Origin of the sequence: Thalassotalea sp. SU-HH00458, from assembly GCF_040362795.1 — a bacterium.
GTDB classification, from domain to species: Bacteria; Pseudomonadota; Gammaproteobacteria; order Enterobacterales; family Alteromonadaceae; genus Thalassotalea_H; species Thalassotalea_H castellviae.
Genome location: NZ_BAABWW010000004.1, coordinates 181559 through 206056 on the forward strand (window position 1 = coordinate 181559; position 24498 = coordinate 206056).

Consider the following 24498-nt stretch of genomic DNA (forward strand, 5'->3'; position numbering starts at 1 on the left):
TTAGAAATCTAATCGTTCAACGATTTTATTAGCAACAACTTTGGCACTTTGATCATCAGTTTGTACGATGACATCAGCAATTTCTTCATAAAGAGGATTGCGTTCAACCGCTAAGTTTTCTAATACTGTACGAGGATCTTCTGACGTTTGTAATAAAGGACGTCGACGGTCACGCTGAGTTCTAGCCACTTGCTTATCAATAGTGGTTTCAAGATAAACCACAATACCACGAGCTGATAAGCGATTACGAACGATATCGCTGATCACTGAACCACCACCCGTAGCCAAGACAATGCCTTGCATTTCTGATAAGTCATCAATGACGGTTTCTTCTCTTTTACGGAAACCTTCTTCGCCTTCAAGGTCAAATACCCAAGCGATGTCTGCGCCAGTACGGCGCTCGATTTCCTGATCAGAGTCAAAAAATTCTAAATGAAGCTTATCAGCTAATTCTCTACCTATTGTGCTTTTGCCTGCACCCATAGGTCCTACTAGGAAAATGTTACGTTTTTCTGCCATGAGACTAACTTAATACTCGTTAAATTGCGTTTACAGGTAAGAGGGAACCTCCCTCGAAAATTTTAAGGGCGTAATTATCGCAATTGTTGGGTATGAATTGCAAGTAAGCAATGTACAAAAGTACAGCTTACTTGCAAATAATTTAAAATCTTTCAGTAACTATGCGTGGTGTAACAAAAATAAGTAATTCTTTTTTCTCGTTAAAGTTATTACTATTTCTGAACATCCAGCCGAAATATGGAATATCACCTAATACGGGTACTTTGGAAACACTGCTGATAATGGATTGTTGGTAAATACCACCTAACACAATCGTTTCACCATTGTTCACTAAAACTTGCGTACCTATTCTTTGGGTATCTATCGCTGGTGCTGAGCCACTTTGCACATCTGAAACCGTATCTTGTGTGACAACCAAATCTAGAATAATTCTATCATCCGGTGTGATATGTGGCGTAACAGTTAAACTAAGTACGGCTTTCTTAAATTGCGTCGCGGTTGCACCACTAGAGGCGGCTTCTTGATAAGGAATTTCTACCCCTTGTTCAATGTACGCTTCTTTTTGGTTAGCTGTAGTAATGCGTGGGCTAGCGATGATTTCCCCTTTGTTTTCTTTTTCCATGGCGCTTAATTCAAGATCTAAGATAGTGCCATCAGCAAGTCGCGCAACTTGAAAAGCAATACTACCGGCAGGGCTTGCAACCGGTAAGTTAACATTTAATCGATCAGCAAGGGCAGGTACAACACCACCATTTGCAGAATCCGCACCACCTAATCCTCCGGAAGAAGCAAACTCGCCATCAGTATCGGTAACACCCCAACGAATACCTAATTCCTCATTGATGTTATCTTTAACTGTCACCATTCTTGATTCAATAATCACTTGGCGAACCGGTATATCTAACACGCTAACCATACGTTTAATATCTTCGATACTTTTAGCCGTATCACGAATCAGTAAAGTATTGGTTCTTTCGTCAACACTGACACTACCACGAGGTGATAAAATTGAATTATCTTCACTCTTTATCAAGGCAGCAAATTCAATCGCTTTCGCATAATTTACTTGCACATATTCAGAGTACAATGGCGCTAATTCAGCCACTTGCTGTTTCGCTTGTAATTCTCTAGCTTCTCGCGCAGCCAATTCGTCACTAGGGGCAACCATTAAGATATTACCCTGCATACGTTTATCTAACCCTTTAACTTTAAGGATAATATCTAACGCTTGATCCCAAGGTACACCGTCTAATCTCAAGGTAATATTGCCATTAACGGTGTCACTGGTAACTAAATTAAAGCCATTATAATCTGCAATAATTTGCAGTACTGTACGAACAGGGATGTCTTGGAAATTTAGCGAAATTGCACGGCCAGAAAAATCTTCAGAGTCGCCTAAATAACCTGGCACTTTCACTTTTTCAGTAACAGTTAAAGAGAATACATTATTTAATTGCTGATGTTTAAACGTAAAATTATCTGCAATGTCAACAACTAAACGAGCATTCTTACCTTCTCTAAAGGTTTCGATACCTTTCACTAAAGTACCAAAATCTGTCACATCTAACGTATAAAGTAAGTCGTCTAAAATTTGTGTGTTATGAAACTCAACATATACTTTGCCTAAACGATCACTTACATCAACAGCGACCATACTGTCGTCTAAATAAACAAGTAATTGACCTTCATTTCCTTGACCACGTTTAAAATCAATGGAAGCGATATTATTGATAAATTCTGATGCTACCGGCGTTAAGTTACCTAATGAAGCAACATTGCCTTTATTTAATAATAAATTAAATTGGTTTTCACTTTGACTGACATCAAAAATAGATAATTGATCTAAATGGACAGAAGCAACGACTTTCCCGGCAAGTTTCTGAATTGAAATTTCTTTAACACCAGCATGAGCGACAATAGTTTTTGCTATTTGTTCGTCAAAGCTTTCTGCATCAAAAGTAATATCAATACGAGCAGGATTCACTGACGTTTTAATGGTAGGCTGCGTAACGATATTTTCAGATAAAATAAACACTAATTCTATTTCATCGTTTTGCATGGTGTTATAACTAACACCAGTAATTTCTGCAGCTATCGCGGTATATGAAAAAAGAGTAAGTGCCAGCATAGTGGCAATTTTTTTAAACATAGTTATCTTCAATTTTTTAATTATTCTAATAAATTGCACCATCACTTCCTTTGCCCCTCTGAACCTGACTCAACCATAGCGACAACAGTTTCGCGTTCAACCCAACACCCTGCACCATCTGGAATTAATTCGATTACTTTAACATTATTTTGACTGACTTCGGTAATTCTACCATGATATAAACCAAGATAATTACCTACCGCAACACGATGCAAAGTTGCATCTGATGCTTCAACTAATGCCCAGGTTATTCCTAATTCACCTAAGGTTCCACGCATCGTCAAATCACTTAAAGAAAACTTTTCTAATGGTTGTTTTCTTCGACGAGGATCAGGACTTAAGCATCCTGACATTTGTTGAATTTTTTCTTGAATAGCTTCAGGTCGTGGAATATCAAATGGACTACGTAGTGAACTCACGGAATAGTCGAAATGATTAAACACCGGTACTGACGGCATAGGATCAATTTGTTTAGGCGTATTCGCTTGCACCTCAGCAATATGCGCTTTTAAATCACTTGTGTCATCAAAACAACCAGCAATAAAAAATAGAGGGATCAAAATGGCTAACTTTTTCATTCTACTGTAGCCTCCGAATAACGGTACGTTTTGGCTTGTAATTTTAAGTTCAATTGCCCGTTTGCTTCTTTGTTAATATCTATATCAAAATCATGCAAAGTTACAATTCTAGGTAAGCCCGCAATTTTACTTACAAAATTACCAAACTCATGATAAGTACCTATCACTTCAATATCTATCGGCAATTCAATATATATTTCTTGGGTAATTTCAGGTTGCCAATTAAGCTTAACAAAATTCAAACCACTTGTAGTACCAACAAAAGTAATATCATCGAGTAAACCTGGCGTTTCATGACTTTCAGGTAAGCTTTTCAATTGTGTGGCAAAAAGCTCCTCCGCTTCTATCATTTGCTGTTGAAAAAGCTCTAAATTGGCTGAAATATGATATTTTGCCTGATATTGCTGTTTTAACGTCGTTTCTTCTGCAACGACTGAATCTAACGTGTCTATTTTATCGCTAACTAACAACACGTAACCTAGTCCTAACACTACAATAGCAATAAATACTGAAAAGACACCTTTAGCTAAAGGCGGCCATTGCGCAATATTGTCTAATTCAAGGTTATCGAATTGTGAAAAATCTATATTCACTTGCTTGCTCCTTGAGTTATCGTTGCGTCTGTTAACCCTTTTATTCTAACTCTCATTTTAAAATCGCTTAACAATTTACTTTGCGCATCATTTGCAGTGATCGACTCTAAAACTGCGTCCGTGAATAAGTCTGAACTTTCAATTTTTCTGATCATATTCGCTAAATGGTTATTCGATTCACTCTTACCAATTAATTGTAAGCTACTGCCTTGTTTTTCCATTTTAACCAAATAGATACCTGTGGGCACTACTTTTGCAATTTCATCTAACACCTGCGTACCGACATTTCTGCTTCGTTGAAGTTGCTCAACGACCGCGGTACGTTTTTGCAGCTCATTTTTCTTTTCATTCAACGTTTTTATTTGACTTATACGTGCATCTAAAACAGCAATTTCATTTTTTAAATACTGATTACGGTTATTTTGTCCATCAATCCGTAATTGATACACTTGGCTGACCAAAAAAACAACCGCAAATGCACCTAAAGCAATGGCAGTTAACGTCGTAAAAAACTCTCGTTGTTTGGCTTTTTCAGCTTCTTCGCGCCATGGAAGTAAATTTATATGTGCCATGTAGAAAAACTCCTTAAAGCTAAACCAGCGGCAACCATATATTGTGATGCGGTTTGATTTAATTCTTGTTCATTAATCGATGAAGACACCGCCATATGAGAAAATGGATTTGCAATAACCGTATGAATTCCTAGCTCTTCATTTAATAATTCATGAATGCCTTCAACTTGTGCACAACCTCCTGATATCACAAGGTAATCAATTTTTTCTTTACCACTTGAGGTTAAAAACATTTGAATTGCGCGTCTTATTTGTTGCACTAATACGGTATGAAAAGGAGCAAGCACTTCAAAAGTATAATTGGGTGGTAAATCACGACTGACTTTTGCCGCTTCAGCTTCTTCAAAAGATTTATTGTAATAAGAGACGATAGAACGAGTGTATTGTTCGCCGCCAAACATTTGATCGCGACTATATAAATGCTCGCCCGCATGGGTCACTGAAAATAACGTCATCATCGCACCAATATCAACGATTGCCACTGTTTTATCTACAGCGTCATCGGGTAATAAGGGTAAAACTAAATCATACGAACGACTTACCGCATAAGATTCAACGTCGACTACTTTCGTGGTAAAACCACCTGCTTCCAACGCCGAAACTCTTGCTTCTACAGATTCAGTACGTGCAGCACTCAATAAAACATTAATTTTTGTTGGATCAGATTCATTCACATCTAAAGGTTCAAAATCTAAACTGACTTCATCAAGAGGATAAGGAATTAGACTGTCAGCTTCAATTTCAATTTGACTCGCGAGTTCTTGCTCATTGAGTGAAACATCCATATAAATGACTTTCGTGATAACTGTTTGACCTGAAACTGCTGCAGCTGCTTGAGTAGCAGAAGCTGTAATTTTATTCCGTAACTTGGCAATAACTTTACCGACGGCTTCAATATCTTGAATTTCTCTGTCGATAATAGCACCTCGAGGCATAAGCTCCGTTGCTATCGCCTCCAACACATATCCCTCGGTGCCTTGATTGATTAATACCGCTTTCGCAGAATGAGATCCAATATCTATCCCTACAACCAAAGAAGTTTTCTTTTTCCAAAGATTTTTCAGCATAACTTCCTACTAAATCATTTTATTATAATAATATAGATATATTTTCCAGATAAATACATTTATTACATGCTTTTAAAGGATATACTAGTAGTAATCGGCAATTTTTTTAAATTTTATTGAGCGCTTTATTTTGTTTTCTTTCAAAAACCTACTAAAAGTTGGATTGTTTTTAACGCTTTTTGGACTTGCAGCCCTTGTAATTACTTACTTTTTGCTTCGAAGTGAATTACCGAGTGTTGAGTCATTAAAAAATCTTCAATGGCAAACACCGATGAAAATATATAGTGCCGATGGCCAACTAATGAACCAGTTTGGTGAGAAAAAAAGGATCCCATTAACACTTGATGAGATGCCTAAACAGCTAATTAATGCCATTTTAGCGACTGAAGATGACCGTTTTTACTTACATTTTGGTGTTGATCCTATAGGTATGACGCGCGCAGTTATTGGTCAACTTATTGGTCAAAATAAGGGGGGAGCAAGTACGATCACAATGCAAGTTGCTCGTAATTTCTTTTTAACAAGAGAGCAAACCTATATCCGAAAAATTCGTGAAATATTTACCGCATTCCATATCGAATACTTATTATCAAAAGATGAAATACTCGCGTTATATATGAATAAAATACCTTTAGGTCATCGATCTTTTGGTTTCGGGGCAGCGGCACAAGTTTACTACAATAAAGATGTTAAAGATTTAACGCTTGCTCAAATTGCGGTATTGGCAGGTTTGCCAAAAGCACCTTCTACGTTAAACCCAATAAGTAGACCTGATCGCGCTTTATCAAGACGAGCCGTTGTTTTACAACGTATGTTAGTGACTGATTACATTACTAGAGAAGAATTTGAACAAGCGATAAATGCGCCTATCACGGCTAAAAAGCATGGGGCTATCATTGAATTAAGTGCTCCTTACGCGGCTGAAATGGCACATCAGGAAATGATTGACCGATACGGGAAAGAACAGGCTTACACTGGAGGTTATAAAGTTTTTACAACGGTCACTTCTAAACTACAAAAATCTGCAGAGCATGCGGTTATTTCTAATCTCCTTAATTATGACTTACGTCATGGCTATAGAGGTCCAATTATGTCTCTTCGCCCGCAAGGTGATCAGCATGAAGAAATTGAAATTGTAGAAATAGATCCATTAAATATCAACGAAATCGAGGATGCATTAAGCGATATAGAAAGTTATCCGCCTCTATTTCCAGCTGTGGTTACTAAAGTCGAAGAACAATCAATCGAAGTGACTTTGCCAAACAATCAAGTCGAAAGGATTAATTGGCAGGGCTTATCTTGGGCTAGAGAATATATCAATGATGATAAACAAGGACCCGCACCACAGTTTGCCAATGAGATCGTAAAATATGCCGATGTAGTATATGTAAGACAACAAGGCCAACAATATGCTTTAAGTCAGTTTCCTTCGGCAAGTTCTGCGCTTGTTTCTTTATCTCCAGATAACGGTGCTATTAAAGCAGTAGTGGGCGGATTTAGTTATAAACATTCTCAATTTAACCGAGTTACTCAAGCGAAACGACAAGTGGGTTCAAATATAAAACCTTTTGTATATTCAGCCGCTTTAGAAAATGGTTTTACCCTTGCATCAATCGTCAATGACGCCCCTATAAATCAATCAAATGACATCACAGGGGTAGTATGGCGACCAAAAAATTCACCAGCAATTTATTCCGGTGAAATTAGAGTTAAAAGAGCATTAGCTCAATCAAAAAACGTGGTAGCAGTACGATTATTTAGAGAGGTCGGTTTAAATAAAATTATACCTCATTTAGCATCTTTTGGTTTCGCTCCCGATGAACTACCCCGTGATGAATCACTTTCTCTAGGTTCTGCATCACTCACGCCAATGGAAGTTGCAACAGGTTTTGCTACATTCGCCAATAATGGTTTTTTAATCGAGCCTTATATCATTGAAAGAATTGAAGACTCTTTCGGTAATATTGTGTATCAAGCCAACCCTGCTATCGCCTGCGATGACTGTAGTCATTTTGATAATAATTCACAATTAACGGCAGACTTAGATCCTATTCCAGAGAATATAGCTAACACGCTTACTTCACAGCAATCAATTTCCAAAGAGCACCCGTTAATTAAAGCGGAACGTGTCATAAGTCCACAAAATGCTTTTTTGATCACGCAAGCCTTAAATGAAGCAATTTGGGGAGCTGATTGGTCTATAAATCCAGGATGGCAAGGCACCGGCTTTAGAGGAAGAACACTAAAACGAAGAGATATTGCCGGTAAAACGGGCACAACAAACGAAGCAAAAGATGCTTGGTTTTCAGGTTATAGTCGAAGAATCGTCACCACGTCATGGATAGGTTTTGACGATCCGTCTCGAAATTTGGGTAGCTCTTCTTATAATAAAAATCTTGATAAAAACCAAATTACCGGTAAAGAATTTGGCGCGAAGTCGGCACAACCCGCCTGGATTTCATTTATGCGTACGGCATTAGCAGACCTTCCAGTTGAACCATTTATGCAACCAGAAAACATCGTTTCTGTGCGAATAGATAAGCAAACAGGAAAATTAACCAAACGTACAGATAGAACCAGTATCTTTGAATATTTTAAATTAGGGACTGCTCCGACCGAATATGTCACCAAAGATAACAGCCACGATATCTTTGATAATAAAACTCAGACTGAAGAAATTTTCTAACTATTTGGTCAAGTTTTATTTGTTGAAAACTTCTTTCGTTTCGAATGAATTTTTCAGATTTCAAGCGGGATTTTTCACTAAAATTCCGCTTTTTTGTGTATATTCCTACATTTTTAATAAAATACCAAAATGTTTTTCATGCCATTTTTTCTAGCCTTCCTTTAATAGTGGTTAAATTGTGTCGCTTATTCACCTAAAAATTCTCGCCATAATTGAAAGTTATTATGAAAACTTTCAGATCGAAAGAAATATTTCTTTCGTTTTGATTAAAAATCACCTAAAATTGCGCTCTCAACATTACCTTGAACTTAAAAATTCACAATATCGTCATACTTTAGGAGCTTATTTGTTATGACTGCTTTGCCAAAAACTATCGATTTATCTCAATACGGCATTAATAATGCGACAGAGGTTGTTTATAACCCGTCTTATGATTTGTTGTTTGCAGAAGAAACTAAATCTGATCTTGAGGGCTATGAAAAAGGCGTAGTCACTGAGCTTGGAGCCGTGAATGTTGATACTGGTATTTTTACTGGCCGTTCTCCTAAAGATAAATATATCGTACGTGACGATACTTCACGAGATACAGTATGGTGGTCAGATCAAGGTAAAAATGATAACAAACCTATGACTCAAGAAACTTGGGATCATTTAAAATCATTAGTTACTACACAACTTTCAGACCAACGTTTATTTGTAGTTGATACGTATTGTGGCGCCAATGAAGATACGCGTTTGAAAGTACGTTTTATTACTCAAGTCGCTTGGCAAGCACATTTTGTAAAAAACATGTTCATTCGACCTTCGGATGAAGAGTTAAAAGATTACGAACCCGATTTCGTAGTAATGAATGGCGCAAAAACCACCAATGACAAATGGCAAGAGCAAGGCTTGAATTCAGAAAATTTTGTCGCTTTCAATTTAACCGAAAAAATTCAATTAATCGGTGGTACTTGGTACGGCGGTGAAATGAAAAAAGGTATGTTCTCAATGATGAACTACTTATTACCTTTAAAAGGTATTGCTTCAATGCACTGTAGTGCCAATGTCGGTAAAAAAGGTGATGTTGCTATATTTTTTGGTTTATCGGGCACCGGTAAAACAACGCTTTCTACAGATCCTAAACGTGAGTTAATTGGTGATGATGAGCACGGTTGGGATGACAACGGTGTGTTTAACTTTGAAGGTGGTTGTTATGCTAAAACCATCAATTTAAGTAAAGAAAATGAACCTGACATCTATAACGCCATTCGTCGTGATGCGTTATTAGAAAATGTAACGGTTGATGCCAATGGTAAAGTTGATTTCGATGATAACTCAAAAACAGAAAACACTCGTGTTTCTTACCCAATTCATCATATCGATAATATTGTTAAACCCGTTTCACGTGCTGGACATGCTAAAAAGGTCATTTTCTTAACAGCAGATGCTTTTGGCGTTCTACCACCTGTTTCTAAATTGACTCCGGCACAAACTGAGTATTACTTTTTATCTGGTTTTACCGCAAAGTTAGCGGGAACAGAACGTGGGATCACTGAACCAACACCTACATTTTCAAGTTGTTTTGGTGCTGCTTTTTTAAGTTTACATCCAACTCAATATGCTGAAGTTCTACGTAAGCGTATGCAAGCAGTTGGTGCTGAAGCTTATTTAGTCAATACTGGTTGGAATGGCACAGGTAAACGTATCTCTATTAAAGATACTCGTGCGATAATAGACTCAATATTAGATGGTTCTATCGATAGTGCAGAAACCCGCACATTACCGCTGTTTAACTTAAGTGTTCCTACCGCATTACCGGGTGTAAATACCGAGATCCTTGATCCTCGTGATACATATTCAAATGCGGCAGAATGGCAAACAAAAGCGCAAGATTTAGCTACTCGTTTTGTTAATAATTTTGACAAATTCACCGATACCGACAACGGTAAGGCATTAGTAAAAGCAGGGCCTGAACTTTAGTTTTAGCCTGCGCTTTCACTCTGTGTCAGCGCAAATTTAACGGCAAGTGTTTAAAAAACCCGAGTAACGAAAGTTAGTCGGGTTTTTAATTTGATGTATTAATTACCTGAGGTTTTTAACATATATTTTCGACTTTCGCTGAAAGTTATACATTTGCTTTTTACCTTCTGGAAGTTTCTCAATTGGCTGTTCAGTGAAGCCTTGTTCTAGAAACCAATGACCACTCACGGTAGTTAAGACAAAAACAGAATCAAAGCCTTGTTTCTTGGCATTTTCTTCCACTGCCGCCATTAATCTTTCACCTCGGTTACCTTTTCGATAATCAGGATGAATCACCACACAAGCTATTTCTCCTGTATTTGCTTCGGCATATGGGTACAGTGCAACACAAGCAATGATCACATCTTCTTTTTTGAGCACAGTAAAGCGATCAATTTCGACTTCCAGTAATTCTCTCGACCGTTTCACTAACACCCCTTCTTCTTCAAGAGGCTGAATCAGCTCTAAGATTCCGGCAACATCATCGATTGTGGCTGTTGAGAGTTCTTCTTTATGATCTTTGGCTATTAAGGTTCCGGCACCATCACGAGTAAATAATTCTTGTAATAATGCAGTATCACTTTGATAACTAACACAATGACAACGTTCAACACCATTTTCACCACATTGAATAATAGAGCGCAGTAATAATTGGCGAACATGACAATCTTTTTCATCCAATAAGGTTTTAACCGTACGAACGCTACAACTACGGATCAGTTTGCCGGATTGATCAATTAATCCCGCATCATCTGTTAAGGCAATTAATTTGTCAGCCTTTAAAGCAATGGCTGTTTGCGTGGCAACATCTTCTAACGCTAAGTTAAACACTTCGCCAGTTGGCGAATAACCAATGGGAGAAAGGAGCACAATGGAGCCATAATCTAGCTGCATATTTATGCCATCTGAATCAATTCTTCGAACTGAGCCAGTATACTTATAATCTATCCCTTCACGAACCCCCATAGGTTTAGCAATAACAAAATTGCCTGTGCTCACCCTAATTTGAGAGCCGTGCATGGGAGAGTTAGCTAACCCGGTACTTAACAGCGCTTCGATATGTAATCGTAAAGAGCCGGTAGCATCTTTTACCGCTACGAGTGTTTCGGCGTCAGTTACGCGAACATTATTTTCAATATTACGTTTAATGCCACGTTGCTTAATACTGTTTTCAATTTGTGGTCTTGCGCCATGCACCACCACAAGTTTCACCCCTAAACTTCTTAATAATGAAATATCATGAATAATATTGGCAAAATTTGGGTGAGACACCGCCTCACCTCCGAACATCAACACCACAGTTTTACCACGGTGTGCATTAATATAAGGAGCAGCGTTTCTAAACCATTTAACGTAATTTTGATCGCCAGTATTCATATCATCCATTATTTAACATCTACTTTTATTACTTACTTTGACCAACAATATATTGCATTGCGACTTCATCAGCAGGGTCTTTATGCGGGCTTGGTTCACTGTCTTCGATGATATTGTCAGCCAATGTCGATTTATCAATCGTGGTAAAACCAAGTTGACTAAAATACTCAGGAATATAAGTCAGCACGATAATTTGCTCTAATTCCATTTGATGGGCAAACTCAAGCAAGTATTGAACTAATGCTTCGCCCTGCCCTTGTTTTTGCGCATTATCTGCAACAACAACGGAACGTATTTCTGCCAAGCCAGTTTGATAAATGTAAAGCGAGGCACAACCAACCACATTGCCAGCTAATTCAGCAACCACGAAATTTTGGATATCGTGAATAATATTGTCACGAGAACGAGGTAATATTTCACCTTTGTCCGCCCAAAAATTAACTTGTTGATATATGTTATCCACGTCAGACATTCTTGCGCGGCGCACTGACATTGCTGCAGCTTTCTGTGCATTTAGCCGTTGCTTCACTTGCTTTAATGCCACTTCAGTTTGTTGTTTTCCTGGTGCACCAACTACTTGCTCATTGAGAATTTCTTCATTGCCTGTTGCTAATGCTTTTTCAACTTGAGAACGAGAAGTACCACCAAGCGCTTCACGTTTATCAAGCGTAGATTCAATTGATAAATGTTGATAAACATCTTGTTCAATCTTTTCAGAATATTCTTGTAACTGAGTAATCGTTAGATCTTCTAACGGCACGCCTTTATCAATTGCCGCCAGCACTACTTCACCCACAATATGATGCGCTTCGCGGAACGGAATATCTTTACCGACTAAGTAATCAGCAAGCTCAGTAGCGTTTGCGTAACCTTGCTGTGCAGCGGCAAGCGTACGTGAGCGATTCACTTTTAAGCCATCAGCGACAAGCACCGCCATTTCCATGCATTCTTGCCATGTATCCATTGCATCAAAAAGACCTTCTTTGTCTTCTTGCATATCTTTATTATAAGCGAGCGCCAGTGCTTTCATTGTCGTTAACATGCCAGTTAAAGACCCAAACACTCGACCAGCTTTACCCCGAATTAATTCACAGGCATCTGGGTTTTTCTTTTGCGGCATTAACGAAGAGCCTGAGCTGACGAGATCACTCATTTCCACAAAGCCAGCTTCGCCTGAGTTGTAAAAAATTAGATCTTCAGCAAAACGTGATAAATGCATCATTGAAATACTCGCGGAAGCTAATAATTCAATGACGTGATCCCTATCTGAGACAGCATCTAAACTATTCATCGTCGCTGTTCTAAACCCTAAACGGTTTGCCAGTGCTTTACGATCAATCGGGTAAGCGGTTCCCGCAAGCGCACCTGAGCCAAGTGGTGAAACATCTAACCGATACAGGGCATCTTTTAATCGACCAATATCACGATTAAACATTTCAACATAGGCTAAACACCAATGCCCAAAAGTAACTGGTTGCGCACGTTGTAGATGTGTATAACCCGGTAAAACAGTGTCTTTTTCACGTTCAGCAAGGTTCATCATAGATTGCTGTAAATTAACTAAGGCAAATAATAAATCGCCACCCGTTTCTTTACACCAAAGTTTTAAGTCCGTTGCCACTTGGTCATTACGACTACGCCCGGTGTGAAGCTTTTTACCTAGATCACCCGTTTTCTCGATTAACTGAATTTCAACCCAGCTATGAATGTCTTCTGCATCGGATGCTAAAATTTGTTTAGGATTTTCTTCAACCGATGCTTTAAGTTCTTCTAATGCTGCCGTTAAACGTGTTAATTCGTCATCATTGATCACGCCAACTTCATGAATAGCTTGAGCCCATGCTATTGAACCGACAATGTCTTGTACCGCCATGCGATAGTCAACGGGTAGCGAGTCATTAAACTTTTTAAATTGTAAACTCGCTTTTTCTTTAAATCTTCCGCCCCATAATGCCATTGTACTTATCCTTTACTTCTTATCTGATTGAGAGAGTGCTGTAATTCTGCTTGATAAGCTGAATAAGCGGATAAAGCCTTCTGCATGTTTTTGGTCATAAACATCGTCAGCACCAAAAGTCGCAAACTCTTCTGAATACAATGAATTAGGAGAACGACGTTGGGTAACTTGCGCCATACCTTTATATAGTTTAACAACAACGTCACCGGTTAATTTTTCCGCTAAAGACGCCGCACCAGCCAATTGAGATTTCGCTAATGGCGTAAACCAGCGACCATCGTAAATCACATGAGAAAATTCCAGTGCAATTGACTCTCGATATTTTAATGATTCTTTATCTAAAATTAAGGTTTCTAAGCCTTTATATGCCGCCATTAAAATGGTACCGCCTGGAGTTTCATAACAACCTCTGGACTTCATACCAACCAAACGGTTTTCTACGATATCGATACGACCAACACCGTGAGCAGCTCCCTTGGCATTTAAGTACATCAAGGCTTCATGGGCAGGAGAACCTGTGTCTTTAAAATCTTGCCCATCAACAGCAACCAACTCACCTTCTACAAAGCTTAGTTGAACACGTTCTGCTTCATCAGGTGCATCCATTGGATCAACGGTCATGGTCCACACTTCTTTTGAAGGTTCACACCAAGGGTCTTCTAATTCACCGCCTTCGTGAGAAATGTGCCAAGAGTTTGCATCACGGCTGTAAATTTTCGTTAATGACGCAGAGCAAGGAATATCACGTTCTGCTAAATAATCTAATAAATCTTCACGAGAAACCATGTCCCATTCACGCCATGGCGCAATAACAGTTAGTTGTGGAGCAAGTGCGGCAAAACAAGACTCAAAACGCACTTGGTCATTACCTTTACCAGTACAACCATGGCATACAGCGTCGGCACCAACTTTAAGCGCTACTTCAACATGAGCCTTCGCAATAACCGGACGCGCCATCGAGGTTCCTAATAAATATTGCCCTTCATAAACCGCACCCGTTTTTAAAATAGGGTAAATATAATCTTTTACATATTCTTCTTTTAAATCAACCACATGACATTCTGAAGCACCAGAAGCAATCGCTTTTTCCTGAATACCAACTAACTCTTCTTCGCCTTGTCCAACATCAGCACAAAAAGCGACAACTTCACAACCTTCATAATTTTCTTTTAACCATGGAATGATCGCTGAAGTATCTAATCCACCTGAATATGCTAATACTACTTTTTTGATTTTTTTCTTTGCTGCTAAAGCCATTTCAATCTACCTATAAATTTTAAATTTGTTTAAAAACCTGAATGCTCAGGTTTTATGTTAGTTATTTTCTCTCACTTTTATTTACTGTAATCACTAAATAACGACGCTAATACAGCACACTGTGCCCACATTCTATTTTCCGCTTCTTGGAACACGACAGATTTTTCTTCATCATCAAAAAGTGCAGTGGTAATTTCTTCTTCTAAATGTGCGGGTTGGCAATGCATTACCACACTCGCGTTGGCTTTCTCCATTAAGGCATGATTCACCTGATAAGGAGCAAAAACCTTCAATATTGTTGCTTTCTTGCTTGGGTCTTCATCACCCATTGATACCCAAGTATCAGTATAGATGGCATCTTGTTGACCCAGTTGATTAATATCGGTGGTAAACGTAAATTGTGCGCCACTTACTGGTGCAAGGGCTTGTGTTTTTTCAAGCATTGCTTGTGAAGGCCCGTAACCTTCAGGACAAACAAGTGTAAAGTCAACGCCCACTAATGCAGCCATCAACATTAATGAATTAGAAACATTATTACCGTCTCCAATATAAGCAAGTTTGACCTTTGCTAAATCTGCTATGTTATCTTTAGCAAAAATTTCCGCTAAGGTAACAAAATCTGCAAGTGACTGGCACGGATGATATAAATCACATAACGCATTTACCACTGGCACACTTGCATGCTGAGCCAACCCTTCAATAGCACTATTTTCGAAGACACGAGCAACAATGGCGTCAGCGTAACAAGACAGGTTTTTCGCGTAATCACTTACTCTTTCACGTTCACCTAACTTACCGTTTTGTTGACCTAAATAAAGTGCATGACCACCAAGTTTTGCAATACCCATGTCGAAACTGACATGCGTTCTCAATGATGGCTTTTCAAAAATCATTGCCACTGATTTTCCTGCTAATACTTGATTAAAGTTAGCGGGATTTTTTTTAATTTCAATTGCCAGTGTTATTAACGCGATTATTTCTGATTTGGTTAACTGATCATCCGCTAAAAAATTAGCCAATGCTGGAGTATGATGTGTCATTTTCTTTTCCTGTTTTGAGTACGTATCTTTCAATTATGAACGCTTACTAACTTTTTCATTGTGGTTGAAGCTAGTTAGCTGCTTGGTTGAATGCGGGTGCCGATATTCTCACCATTAAGCAAATGAATAATTTGCTCGGGAGATTGCCAACTGGCCACCGCGATACTTCGTCGCAACTGGTTAGCCGCATTTAACGCGGCATTTACTTTGGCGGTCATACCGCCTGCGATCACTCCTTGATCAATTAAAGACGATGCTTGTTCATTATTTAAGGACGGTATGTATTGCCCACTGCCATCTTTTACGCCATTAACATCGGTAAGTAATAACAGTTCAGCATTGAGTAATTTACAAATAGCAACCGCAGCATCATCGGCATTAACATTGACCAATTCGCCACTTTTTAACGAGCCAATGGAGGAAATAATTGGTAAAAAATTCGCATTAATTAAGCTATCCAGTAATTTACTGCATTGTGCACTTGGCTCACCAACCATGCCTAAATCTTTTTCGCTTAACGTGCATGACACCATATTGCCATCAGATAATGACAATCCAACAGCATGCATATTTAAACTAGACGCAGCAGCAACAATTGATTTATTAACACTCCCCGCTAAAGCGCCCGAGATAATTTGCATTTGTTCCTGTGGAGTGACACGTAAACCGTGCTTTTTTTCAGTGGTAAAGCCCGCTTGGCTTAACATTTCATCAACCACACAACCGCCACCATGTACTAAGACTACGGCTTGATTTTGCAACGAAGCAATAACGGTCAATAACGATTGCAAAGCTGATGCCTTCTCTAAGATAGCACCGCCAATCTTGATTACTAACGGCTTGTTATTTAACTTATTTGAAAGTGCCATTAGTTTATGCCTTTATTTTGTTGTATCAGTAAACTGTATTCACTCGGCAAACCTAGAGAGATATTGGCACATTGTACGGCTTGAGAAGCTGCGCCTTTTAATAAGTTATCAATGGCACAACTCACCACAGCTACCTGTTTTTCTGCATCTACTTGCCAATGGAGATCGGCAAAAGGCGTATGCGCTACATTATCAATTTTCGGCCAAGATCCTGTTAAACGCACTAACGGGTGATTTTTATATGCTTGTTCAAATGCTTGATCAACTTGCTCTTTTGTAACTGATGATTTTAATTGCAAGGTTACCGTTGCCATTAAACCTCTTTTATAAGGTGCAAGATGTGGATTAAATATCACTTGTGCTTTGGCTTCTTGGCTAATTTCTGGCTGATGTCTGTGCTGTAAAATATTATACGGCGTTAAACTAACCTCATAAAAACTGGTAGCTAATGAAGCTTTTCTACCCGCACCACTAACACCACTTATACCATTTACCACGATCAATGAATTTTCAAGGTGTAATTGATTTGCTGTTAACGGCTTCAGTGATAATAAACTTGCGGTAGGGTAACAACCAGGAACCGCGACTAATTGAGTAGTGGCAATGTTTTCGCTTTCCCACTCAGCTAAACCGTACTTTGCTTGCGATAATGCGGTTAAGTGCTTATGTTCAAAGCCATAATAAGTCGGGTAATCTTGACTATCCTTTAAACGAAAACCACCAGATAAATCAAATACTTTAACACCAGCATCAACAAAGCTTTGAGCCCAATCAGCACTGAATTCATGCGGCGTTGCAAAAAATACCGCATCGATGTTTTGAATCGCTGAATCAAACCAAGCTTGAGAAAAGCACACTAGAGGTAAATCACACACCCCAAGATAGCGAGGGTGCAATTGTGAAAAAGTCATATCAGCAGAGCTACTGTTTTCAGAAACAACTAAATATTCAAGCGATATTTTATCGTGTGCAGATAATAAACCGATAAGCTCAGCACCTACATAACCACTTGCTCCTATAACCGCGACTTTCATATAACCTCTATTTGCAATTTTATTCAGCTAATTGTTCTATATTCAATCAGCTAAAATGATAATTTTTCATGTTAATTTTTTCTATGTGAAATGATTAACCAAGTAAAAAAGTGATTTATTAAACCTAATAACATGAGTCTATATAACAGTTATGTTCTAAATTATTCGATAATAAATAATCAATTAAACATTTTTCCATAGCGTTATCAAATTAGGTTATCTACACTAGAATGAGAATTTAACACCTAATGGGTAGTTATGCAATAAATTAACATAATTACCTACTGATTTTATTTTTTATGAATGTGAACCCTTATGCATCAATTACCACACTTTTCAGACGCCCTAAAACAGCTGATTGCAAGCCCTTCCATCAGTTCCACACAAGCCAGTTGGGACCAAGGAAATTTAGATATTATTCAACTACTTGCAACATGGTTTGAACAAATTGGTTTTTCAATTGATATTCAAAAAGTACCCGATACTCGAAATAAATATAATTTATTAGCGAAGTTAGGAAGCGGCGAAGGCGGACTTTTATTAGCAGGACACAGCGATACGGTTCCATTTGATGAAAATAGATGGCAGTCAGACCCATTAAAAGTTGTCGATAAAGATGACAAATTTTATGGCTTAGGTACATGTGATATGAAAGGCTTCTTTGCCTTTATTTTACAAGCATGTAAAAACCTGAACGCGTCAAAATTAAAAAAACCATTATATATTCTTGCCACTGCTGATGAAGAAACCACAATGGCAGGAGCTCGTTTTTTCGCTCAACAACAATTAATGAAACCAGATGTCGCTATTATTGGCGAACCAACAAATTTAGTACCGGTAGTCATGCATAAAGGGCATATGTCTCATCGCATAACTATTCAAGGCCAATCTGGACATTCGAGTAAACCTAGTTTAGGGGTAAATGCCATTGAAATAATGTATTTAGTCATTGGAGAACTTATCTCATTAAAAGAAAAGCTCATCAGTAACTATCATAATCAAGCTTTCGATGTTACGGCGCCAACCCTTAATTTAGGAGCCATTAAGGGTGGTGATAACGCGAATAGAATTTGTGGTCATTGTGAACTTGATTTAGATATGAGATCCCTACCAGGCATGACTGATGCTGAATTAATTAATTTACTTGCAGAGGCTTTAGCGCCTTTAGCAGAAAAATATCCAAATCGAATTTCTTTTGATGAATTACATCCAAGCTCGCCGAGTTTTGAACAAAAACAACCCAGTGACTTCGTCAGTCTGGCTGAAGAAATAAGTGGTCATCAATGTTGCGCCGTTAACTACGCAACTGAAGCACCTTATATTCAACAATTAGGTTGTCAAACAATTGTCCTAGGCCCAGGTTCAATAAATCAGGCACATCAACCGAATGAATTTTTGGCCTATTCTGAGATAGATAAAACTAACTTGCTGCTAGCAGCCATGATCAATCAATATTGTTTTTAATGTCGCCATTAAAATGATGATAAATGATGGTTAAGCCAGCACACTTTCATAATGCTTAACCACATTTCGCCCCGCCGATTTTGCATCATACATGGCATTATCAGCATGATTTATCGACATTTCTATATCATGGTAATCTTGTACTTCACAGATCCCAAAACTAGCGGTTAAATTAATTGTGCCTTTATTTGTCTCGAACGATAGTTTCTCTACTTGTTCACGCATCCGCTCAACAACGGTTAACGCTTTCACTTTGTCTGTTTGAGTGAGTATAGCGACAAACTCTTCCCCACCATAACGCGCTAATATATCACCACCTCGAAGATAATCACTCAGGACATGCGCAAATGCTTTTAACACTTTATCGCCCACTTTATGACCATAATTATCATTAACCTGTTTAAAATAGTCGATATCACACATCATCACGCATAACGGTTCTTTGTGTCTTTCAGCTGCTTTTAACATACGCTTTGATTCAGATAGAAAAAACCGTCGATTATAGAGCTCGGTTAATGGATCGGTTGTCGCTTCTATTTCTAGGGCCTTATGCGCATCTAACATATAGCTTGAAAATAAAAAAATGGTTAATCCTGCTAAATATGCGGGAGCAAAAATGAAAAGTGTTACCATGAATTGGGTTGAAAATTCATGGTTTATGATGCCAGTAAAACTAGCTAAATTTGCGATGAGTAACAAAGTGTTCAACGCGATAACCAGTGCCATTCCTTTATCGCCGACATTACTTCCTTGCGTTCTATTTAATAGTGCATAAACACAAACAAGTGAAAGGATAACGTTATATAAATAAGCCACTTGAACACTTGACTCAATGACAAATTTATCAGAAATGACATAAATGACAGCAAAACTACACACCAATGAAATGGGGATTTTACTTTGACAGCGCCACAATATACCGATAGTTAAACATAATCCGGACAAGGCAAAAAAGACGTCACTAAAAAAATCGAGTAATAACGTAGAAGATTGGATATTAGCTGACATTACGACAAAAAATATCACAGTAAAAAAATAAAACGAACGAAAGGCAATACGTGCAGGCTTGTCGCCTTCTTTATCTTTAAAAAGAAGTGACGCAATAAACATGACTATCGAAACAATAATCACTGATAACGCAATTTCAAACTGTGAGCCCATATAGATTCATCCAATTATCTACGAGAAGCTACAGCATATTCCTTTCAAGAAAAATTGTCTATAAAATAGACATCGCGTTGTTTATGCATTTTTAAGTATAAACACGCTTTAAGTCACCATCACTTAAGTATTCTTATTCCATAATTTTTGATGGTTTTTAATCGAGAAAAACTCACCTGCATGCCAACACCTTGGCAATAAATCGAGGTTTTGTCGTTCTTTATAATTAGAAGCAAGCAACTCTAATATTTCGTTCAACCTATCTTTACTAATATTGGCAAAGTTTTGCGCGGTTTCGGTGTGATAAAGGTTCATATCAAGGGTAATAACAATATCTTGGCCATGGACAAGAAAAGTTAAATTTCTCGTTGCTGTACGACAACTAGGTGTTTCGGGGCTTTCCGGATAAAGATTATTAACAATAGCGTATTCATAATGATCACCCGGTTTACCTTCCACGCCAATGGGAATATAGGTGATGCCGAAGCCTTGAGGATAATCTCCGGTAATGGTTCGCAAAGCATCAACAACGTCTTGGCTACAAATACCGTTTTCAGCATTGGCGTTAAGCGCTTGATAGACCTTTGGTAACAATTTGTAGTTATAACTTGATTTAGTCGACAAGATTATCGAAGTGTAGATTTGTGGGACTTTTAAGATATTTCCAATACCTTGTTTAGGCGTAATGGCGCTCTTTAGTAAATGTTTGATGAACACTAACTTTTTATGTTCAGCGAAGTAAAATTTATCTCTATCAGCTTTAGAATTACCGATATAAGTTGGTGTACCAAGCCCCTCTACTAAAAAGCGAATCGTTTCACGATAATTAATTTGCAACAGAGCTTTTCGATCTTCTACGAGTAACGTTCGATGAGGATCAAGTGTACCATCCTCTCCTTTCACGATATGTTGAGCATCTTGATGAAAATGACCGATATCTTGTAAAAGCGCCGCCATTACAATTGAAATTTTTACGTTATCAACAAATGCTTGATAACTTTTACTATCAGTTTCTGGCCATTGACTAAATTGAGCGATATTTTCATCACTTAGATAGGACTTAATTTGCTCTTCATTAACAATGGGCGACTTATCTATGCAAAGTTTGTCAAGCAATCGTAAGCATAAAACAGCCTTATATAAAGGCTTGTTACATTCATTTACCTTGGCGACTTTCTTGCCTTCGGTAGGACTTAACAGCTGAATGGTACCCAAAAGTTGAGCAGACTTTTTATTGCTCTCAGCTTGATTATTTCCCTCGCTTAACGTGATGATTTCCTGACAAATAGTTAAAAGATATTTATGCCTTTCATTACTTTCATCTTTAAGGTCTTGTTTAAATTCACGGTATTGACGTTCAGTCTTCTCTATTTCAAGTTTGACTTTTTCATCATCTTTTTGCGTATTAAGCTCATATATGCGCTGTTTTAGTTTTTCTAGCTTACTCTCATTATATGGCTGATATTCAAAAAAGCTGATGGCTCGCTCAAGGAGAGAATCTTTTAATATACTTCGGCCATATATTTTATCGAGTAAAACTTTTACTTGAGTAGTAAAACGAGTATCTATTTTAGCGTTGTTCGGCATAATTTTAGTTTATAACAGTCAGTTACCTAAACTGGGATCAGATAACATTCATGCTAGTTAAAATTACCCTAAGTCACAAGAAATTATTTGACTCATTCAAATCGCCAAGCACATTAAGAGAACTAATATTAATCAATCCCTTTAAGTTTCACTTGGCTTTGACGGGTATTTAATCGCTGACAGATATTGACAAGATCCGAGTGTATGCCGCTTGCCGTAACATCTCTACCGGCTCCTGGCCCGCGGATAATTAACGGATTCTCTTGATACCAGCCACTTTTAATTTGAAAGATATTATCGCACGGTGTTAAGCTCGCAAAAGCATCATTGTTACTTAATACTTCTAAACCTACTTTCGCCGTTAACTTGCCTGATTCAGACACAGAAAAACGAGCGATGTAGCGAATACAACATTGTTTTTCTTTCGCTTGATTTAGCTGCTCTGAAAAAAACGAATCTAATTGATCCGCTGCCGCTAGAAAATCCGGAATGGATAACGTTTGCAATGCATCCGGTACTAAGTTTTGACATTCAATATCTGCTAATGAAAGTTCAAAACCCGCGGCTCGCGCCAAAATCAGTAACTTTCTTTGTACATCACGGCCTGATAAATCTTCACGAGGATCAGGTTCCGTAATACCTTGTGAAAGTGCATCCAGCATTAACTTAGAAAACGGTAACGTGCCATCATAGGTTTCGAAAATCCATGAGAGCGTCCCTGAAAAAATCCCTGATATTTCAGTAATATTATCGCCACTATTTAATAAATCATTAATCGCATAATTTATTGGTAACCCAGCACCTACTGTCGTATTTCCAAACCACAAACTTTTACTTTTAGCCGCGCTTGCCAGCAGAGTCTTATAATTATCCGTACTAGAAGAAGCGGCCCATTTATTTGCCCCGATGACATGAATACCTTGCTTAAAAAAGTCTTCATATAACAAACTAAATTGTTCGCTCGGTGTAACATCAACCACTACTAATTCATCATAAGGATGATTAGCTAACCAGGACATTAGCTCTGATTTATCAATCGGTTGTGCATCTTTTTGATATAAGGACAGTGCCTGATTAACCTCAATACCGTCATTATTGAACAGGGCTTTTTTAGATGAGACTAAACCAACTAAATGCACATTTTCAAGCGCTGGCACTCGACTTAATTGTGCCGGCAACATCTCAAGGAATCGTTCTCCTATATTGCCTAAACCGGCAACAACAAGGCCGATATGGCGAGCATCTTTGGTCATGTCGTGATGAACATTGTTTAATAACTCAGTAGTACAAGCTTGCGTAAGTACAGCCATGATACTATGTTCATTAGGCGAGTTAACTCTGGCAAAAGTTTTACTGTGCCTTAATGAACGTTTAAACCACGCTTGCACGTCACCATGATGAATCACTTTATGACCGACAGTCGCTAAAATACTGGCGGGTGTAAATTTCACTTCCGTGTCGTGGCTAGCAAGCCACTGGCTCACCGCCTTTTGTTGTTCTTGATGAATAACAATAAAACCGGCTTTATCATCACCACAAACCGCTGAAAACTCTTGTTGGGCTTGTTCACCTAAGTTTCCTGTAAAACTATCCGATTGTGCCAACAATAAATCATTTAAAAATGTGACAGACAATTCTTGCTTAGCAATTTGACCAAATTTACCAATTTCAGTGCCACTAATGGATGGGTCAAAACTACTCGCAACATGTAAATGTGTACTATGATCTGTCAAGGGTTGTAGGGTTTTTGCGTGTAATACCGGATTACCCAATCTACCTAATTCTTTAGCGACACCATTAGGCAAACGGTGTAATTTTCTTGCAGACGGAACCACCCGAGGATCGGCACTATAAATACCATCTACATCAGTCCATAACGTGACATTTAAAGCCCCAACTAATGATGCCATGATAGTGGCAGAATAATCACTGCCATTTCTGCCTAAGGTACAAGTTTCATTTTGACTATTTTTCGCGATATAACCCGTGATAACGGCTAATTTATGACGTTGTTTTAATTGATATAATTGCGTTTTACTAACTTGAGTATTTACCTGACAAGCCTTGTCATTATCAATCACGAGAAAATCGCGGGAATCTACCATAACGCTTGGGCAAACTTTTTCACTTAATACTTCGGAAAGTAAACGCGCAGACCACAATTCACCAAAGGCTAAAATATCAGCTTGATGTTGCTGTGGTGAATTTTCTAACCATTTTTTTAATTGCGCACAATCTGCGTCTAATTGCGTTAATAATCGCTTTTCATTACTTGGCGATAATAGTTCGCTGATAAGTTGAGCTTGCATTGACTTGATATCATGCAGCGAAATTTCGAGTGTTTCAGTCTGTAAGATAGCTTGATGATATAGCGCAAATAAAGCGTCGGTTGTTCCACCATTGGCTGAAACCACGACAATATCATTTAATTGACAATGCTGACGAATAATATCTACAACACGCACAATACATTGAGCTGATGCTAACGAACTACCACCAAATTTATGCACTTGAACTGCATGTTTTGCCAATTGGTTTTGATCGGCCGTTAACTTTTCTGCTGCACTAGACTGTTTCATGTTCTTTT

Annotated in this window: 18 protein-coding genes; 3 read left to right on the plus strand and 15 right to left on the minus strand. The window is 38.2% G+C overall.

The genetic code is table 11. The features are described from left to right. The 6 genes from aroK to ABXH06_RS07860 form a co-directional block, all read right to left on the minus strand. Entirely contained in the window at positions 1–519 is a 519-nt protein-coding gene (aroK, locus tag ABXH06_RS07835) for a shikimate kinase AroK (protein WP_303449742.1), read from the minus strand. Positions 520–661: 142 nt separating this feature from the next. Then, positions 662–2668 (minus strand): type IV pilus secretin PilQ, encoded by a 2007-nt coding sequence (locus ABXH06_RS07840; RefSeq protein WP_311580520.1) that lies wholly within the window; start codon positions 2666–2668, stop codon positions 662–664. 41 nt (positions 2669–2709) lie between these two features. Next, the gene (locus ABXH06_RS07845; protein WP_311580523.1) at positions 2710–3246 is read right to left on the minus strand and encodes a pilus assembly protein PilP; all 537 of its coding nucleotides are present in this window, start codon (positions 3244–3246) and stop codon (positions 2710–2712) included. After that, entirely contained in the window at positions 3243–3839 is a 597-nt protein-coding gene (locus ABXH06_RS07850) for a type IV pilus inner membrane component PilO (RefSeq protein WP_311580526.1), read from the minus strand. Before ABXH06_RS07850 ends, ABXH06_RS07845 begins: the two co-directional genes overlap by 4 nt. Next, complete coding sequence (locus tag ABXH06_RS07855; protein WP_353517849.1) at positions 3836–4411, minus strand: PilN domain-containing protein; 576 nt, start codon at positions 4409–4411, stop codon at positions 3836–3838. The genes ABXH06_RS07850 and ABXH06_RS07855 overlap by 4 nt, the downstream gene beginning before the upstream one ends. Continuing rightward, on the minus strand, positions 4399–5478 hold the full coding sequence (locus tag ABXH06_RS07860; protein ID WP_353517850.1) for a pilus assembly protein PilM: 1080 nt from the start codon (positions 5476–5478) through the stop codon (positions 4399–4401). Before ABXH06_RS07860 ends, ABXH06_RS07855 begins: the two co-directional genes overlap by 13 nt. 130 nt (positions 5479–5608) lie before the next feature. On the opposite strand from ABXH06_RS07860, the gene ABXH06_RS07865 reads away from it, so the two are divergent. Both ABXH06_RS07865 and pckA read left to right on the plus strand, forming a co-directional pair. Beyond that, a complete protein-coding gene (locus ABXH06_RS07865; protein WP_353517851.1) occupies positions 5609–8164 on the plus strand; it encodes a penicillin-binding protein 1A in 2556 nt (851 codons plus the stop codon). 351 nt (positions 8165–8515) lie between these two features. Beyond that, positions 8516–10126 (plus strand): phosphoenolpyruvate carboxykinase (ATP), encoded by a 1611-nt coding sequence (pckA, locus tag ABXH06_RS07870; RefSeq protein ID WP_432280230.1) that lies wholly within the window; start codon positions 8516–8518, stop codon positions 10124–10126. Positions 10127–10228: 102 nt separating this feature from the next. Here the strand turns inward: pckA and argA are convergent, their stop codons facing one another. From argA to argC, 6 genes are all read right to left on the minus strand, one after another. Then, positions 10229–11542 carry an amino-acid N-acetyltransferase gene (argA, locus tag ABXH06_RS07875; RefSeq protein WP_353517990.1) on the minus strand — a complete coding sequence of 438 codons (1314 nt, stop codon included), beginning with the start codon at positions 11540–11542 and terminating at the stop codon, positions 10229–10231. Between the two features lie 28 nt (positions 11543–11570). Beyond that, positions 11571–13499 carry an argininosuccinate lyase gene (gene argH, locus ABXH06_RS07880; protein ID WP_353517852.1) on the minus strand — a complete coding sequence of 643 codons (1929 nt, stop codon included), beginning with the start codon at positions 13497–13499 and terminating at the stop codon, positions 11571–11573. Between the two features lie 12 nt (positions 13500–13511). Continuing rightward, on the minus strand, positions 13512–14756 hold the full coding sequence (locus ABXH06_RS07885; protein WP_353517853.1) for an argininosuccinate synthase: 1245 nt from the start codon (positions 14754–14756) through the stop codon (positions 13512–13514). 77 nt (positions 14757–14833) lie between these two features. Then, positions 14834–15775, minus strand: coding sequence for an ornithine carbamoyltransferase (locus tag ABXH06_RS07890; protein WP_353517991.1), 942 nt, complete (start codon positions 15773–15775; stop codon positions 14834–14836). 95 nt (positions 15776–15870) lie between these two features. Further along, positions 15871–16665: an acetylglutamate kinase gene (argB, locus tag ABXH06_RS07895; protein WP_353517854.1), complete on the minus strand. Its 795-nt coding sequence runs from the start codon at positions 16663–16665 to the stop codon at positions 15871–15873. Then, entirely contained in the window at positions 16665–17699 is a 1035-nt protein-coding gene (argC, locus tag ABXH06_RS07900) for an N-acetyl-gamma-glutamyl-phosphate reductase (protein ID WP_353517855.1), read from the minus strand. The genes argB and argC overlap by 1 nt, the downstream gene beginning before the upstream one ends. A gap of 315 nt (positions 17700–18014) precedes the next feature. Here argC and argE point away from each other — a divergent pair, with 315 nt between their 5' ends. Next, the gene (gene argE, locus ABXH06_RS07905) at positions 18015–19163 is read left to right on the plus strand and encodes an acetylornithine deacetylase (protein WP_353517856.1); all 1149 of its coding nucleotides are present in this window, start codon (positions 18015–18017) and stop codon (positions 19161–19163) included. 30 nt (positions 19164–19193) lie between these two features. Here the strand turns inward: argE and ABXH06_RS07910 are convergent, their stop codons facing one another. From ABXH06_RS07910 to metL, 3 genes are all read right to left on the minus strand, one after another. Continuing rightward, positions 19194–20324: a GGDEF domain-containing protein gene (locus ABXH06_RS07910; protein ID WP_353517857.1), complete on the minus strand. Its 1131-nt coding sequence runs from the start codon at positions 20322–20324 to the stop codon at positions 19194–19196. 123 nt (positions 20325–20447) lie between these two features. Beyond that, positions 20448–21911, minus strand: a complete 1464-nt coding sequence (locus tag ABXH06_RS07915) for a hypothetical protein (RefSeq protein ID WP_353517858.1) — start codon at positions 21909–21911, stop codon at positions 20448–20450. Between the two features lie 128 nt (positions 21912–22039). Further along, positions 22040–24490 carry a bifunctional aspartate kinase/homoserine dehydrogenase II gene (metL, locus tag ABXH06_RS07920; protein WP_353517859.1) on the minus strand — a complete coding sequence of 817 codons (2451 nt, stop codon included), beginning with the start codon at positions 24488–24490 and terminating at the stop codon, positions 22040–22042. Positions 24491–24498: the final 8 nt, after the last annotated feature.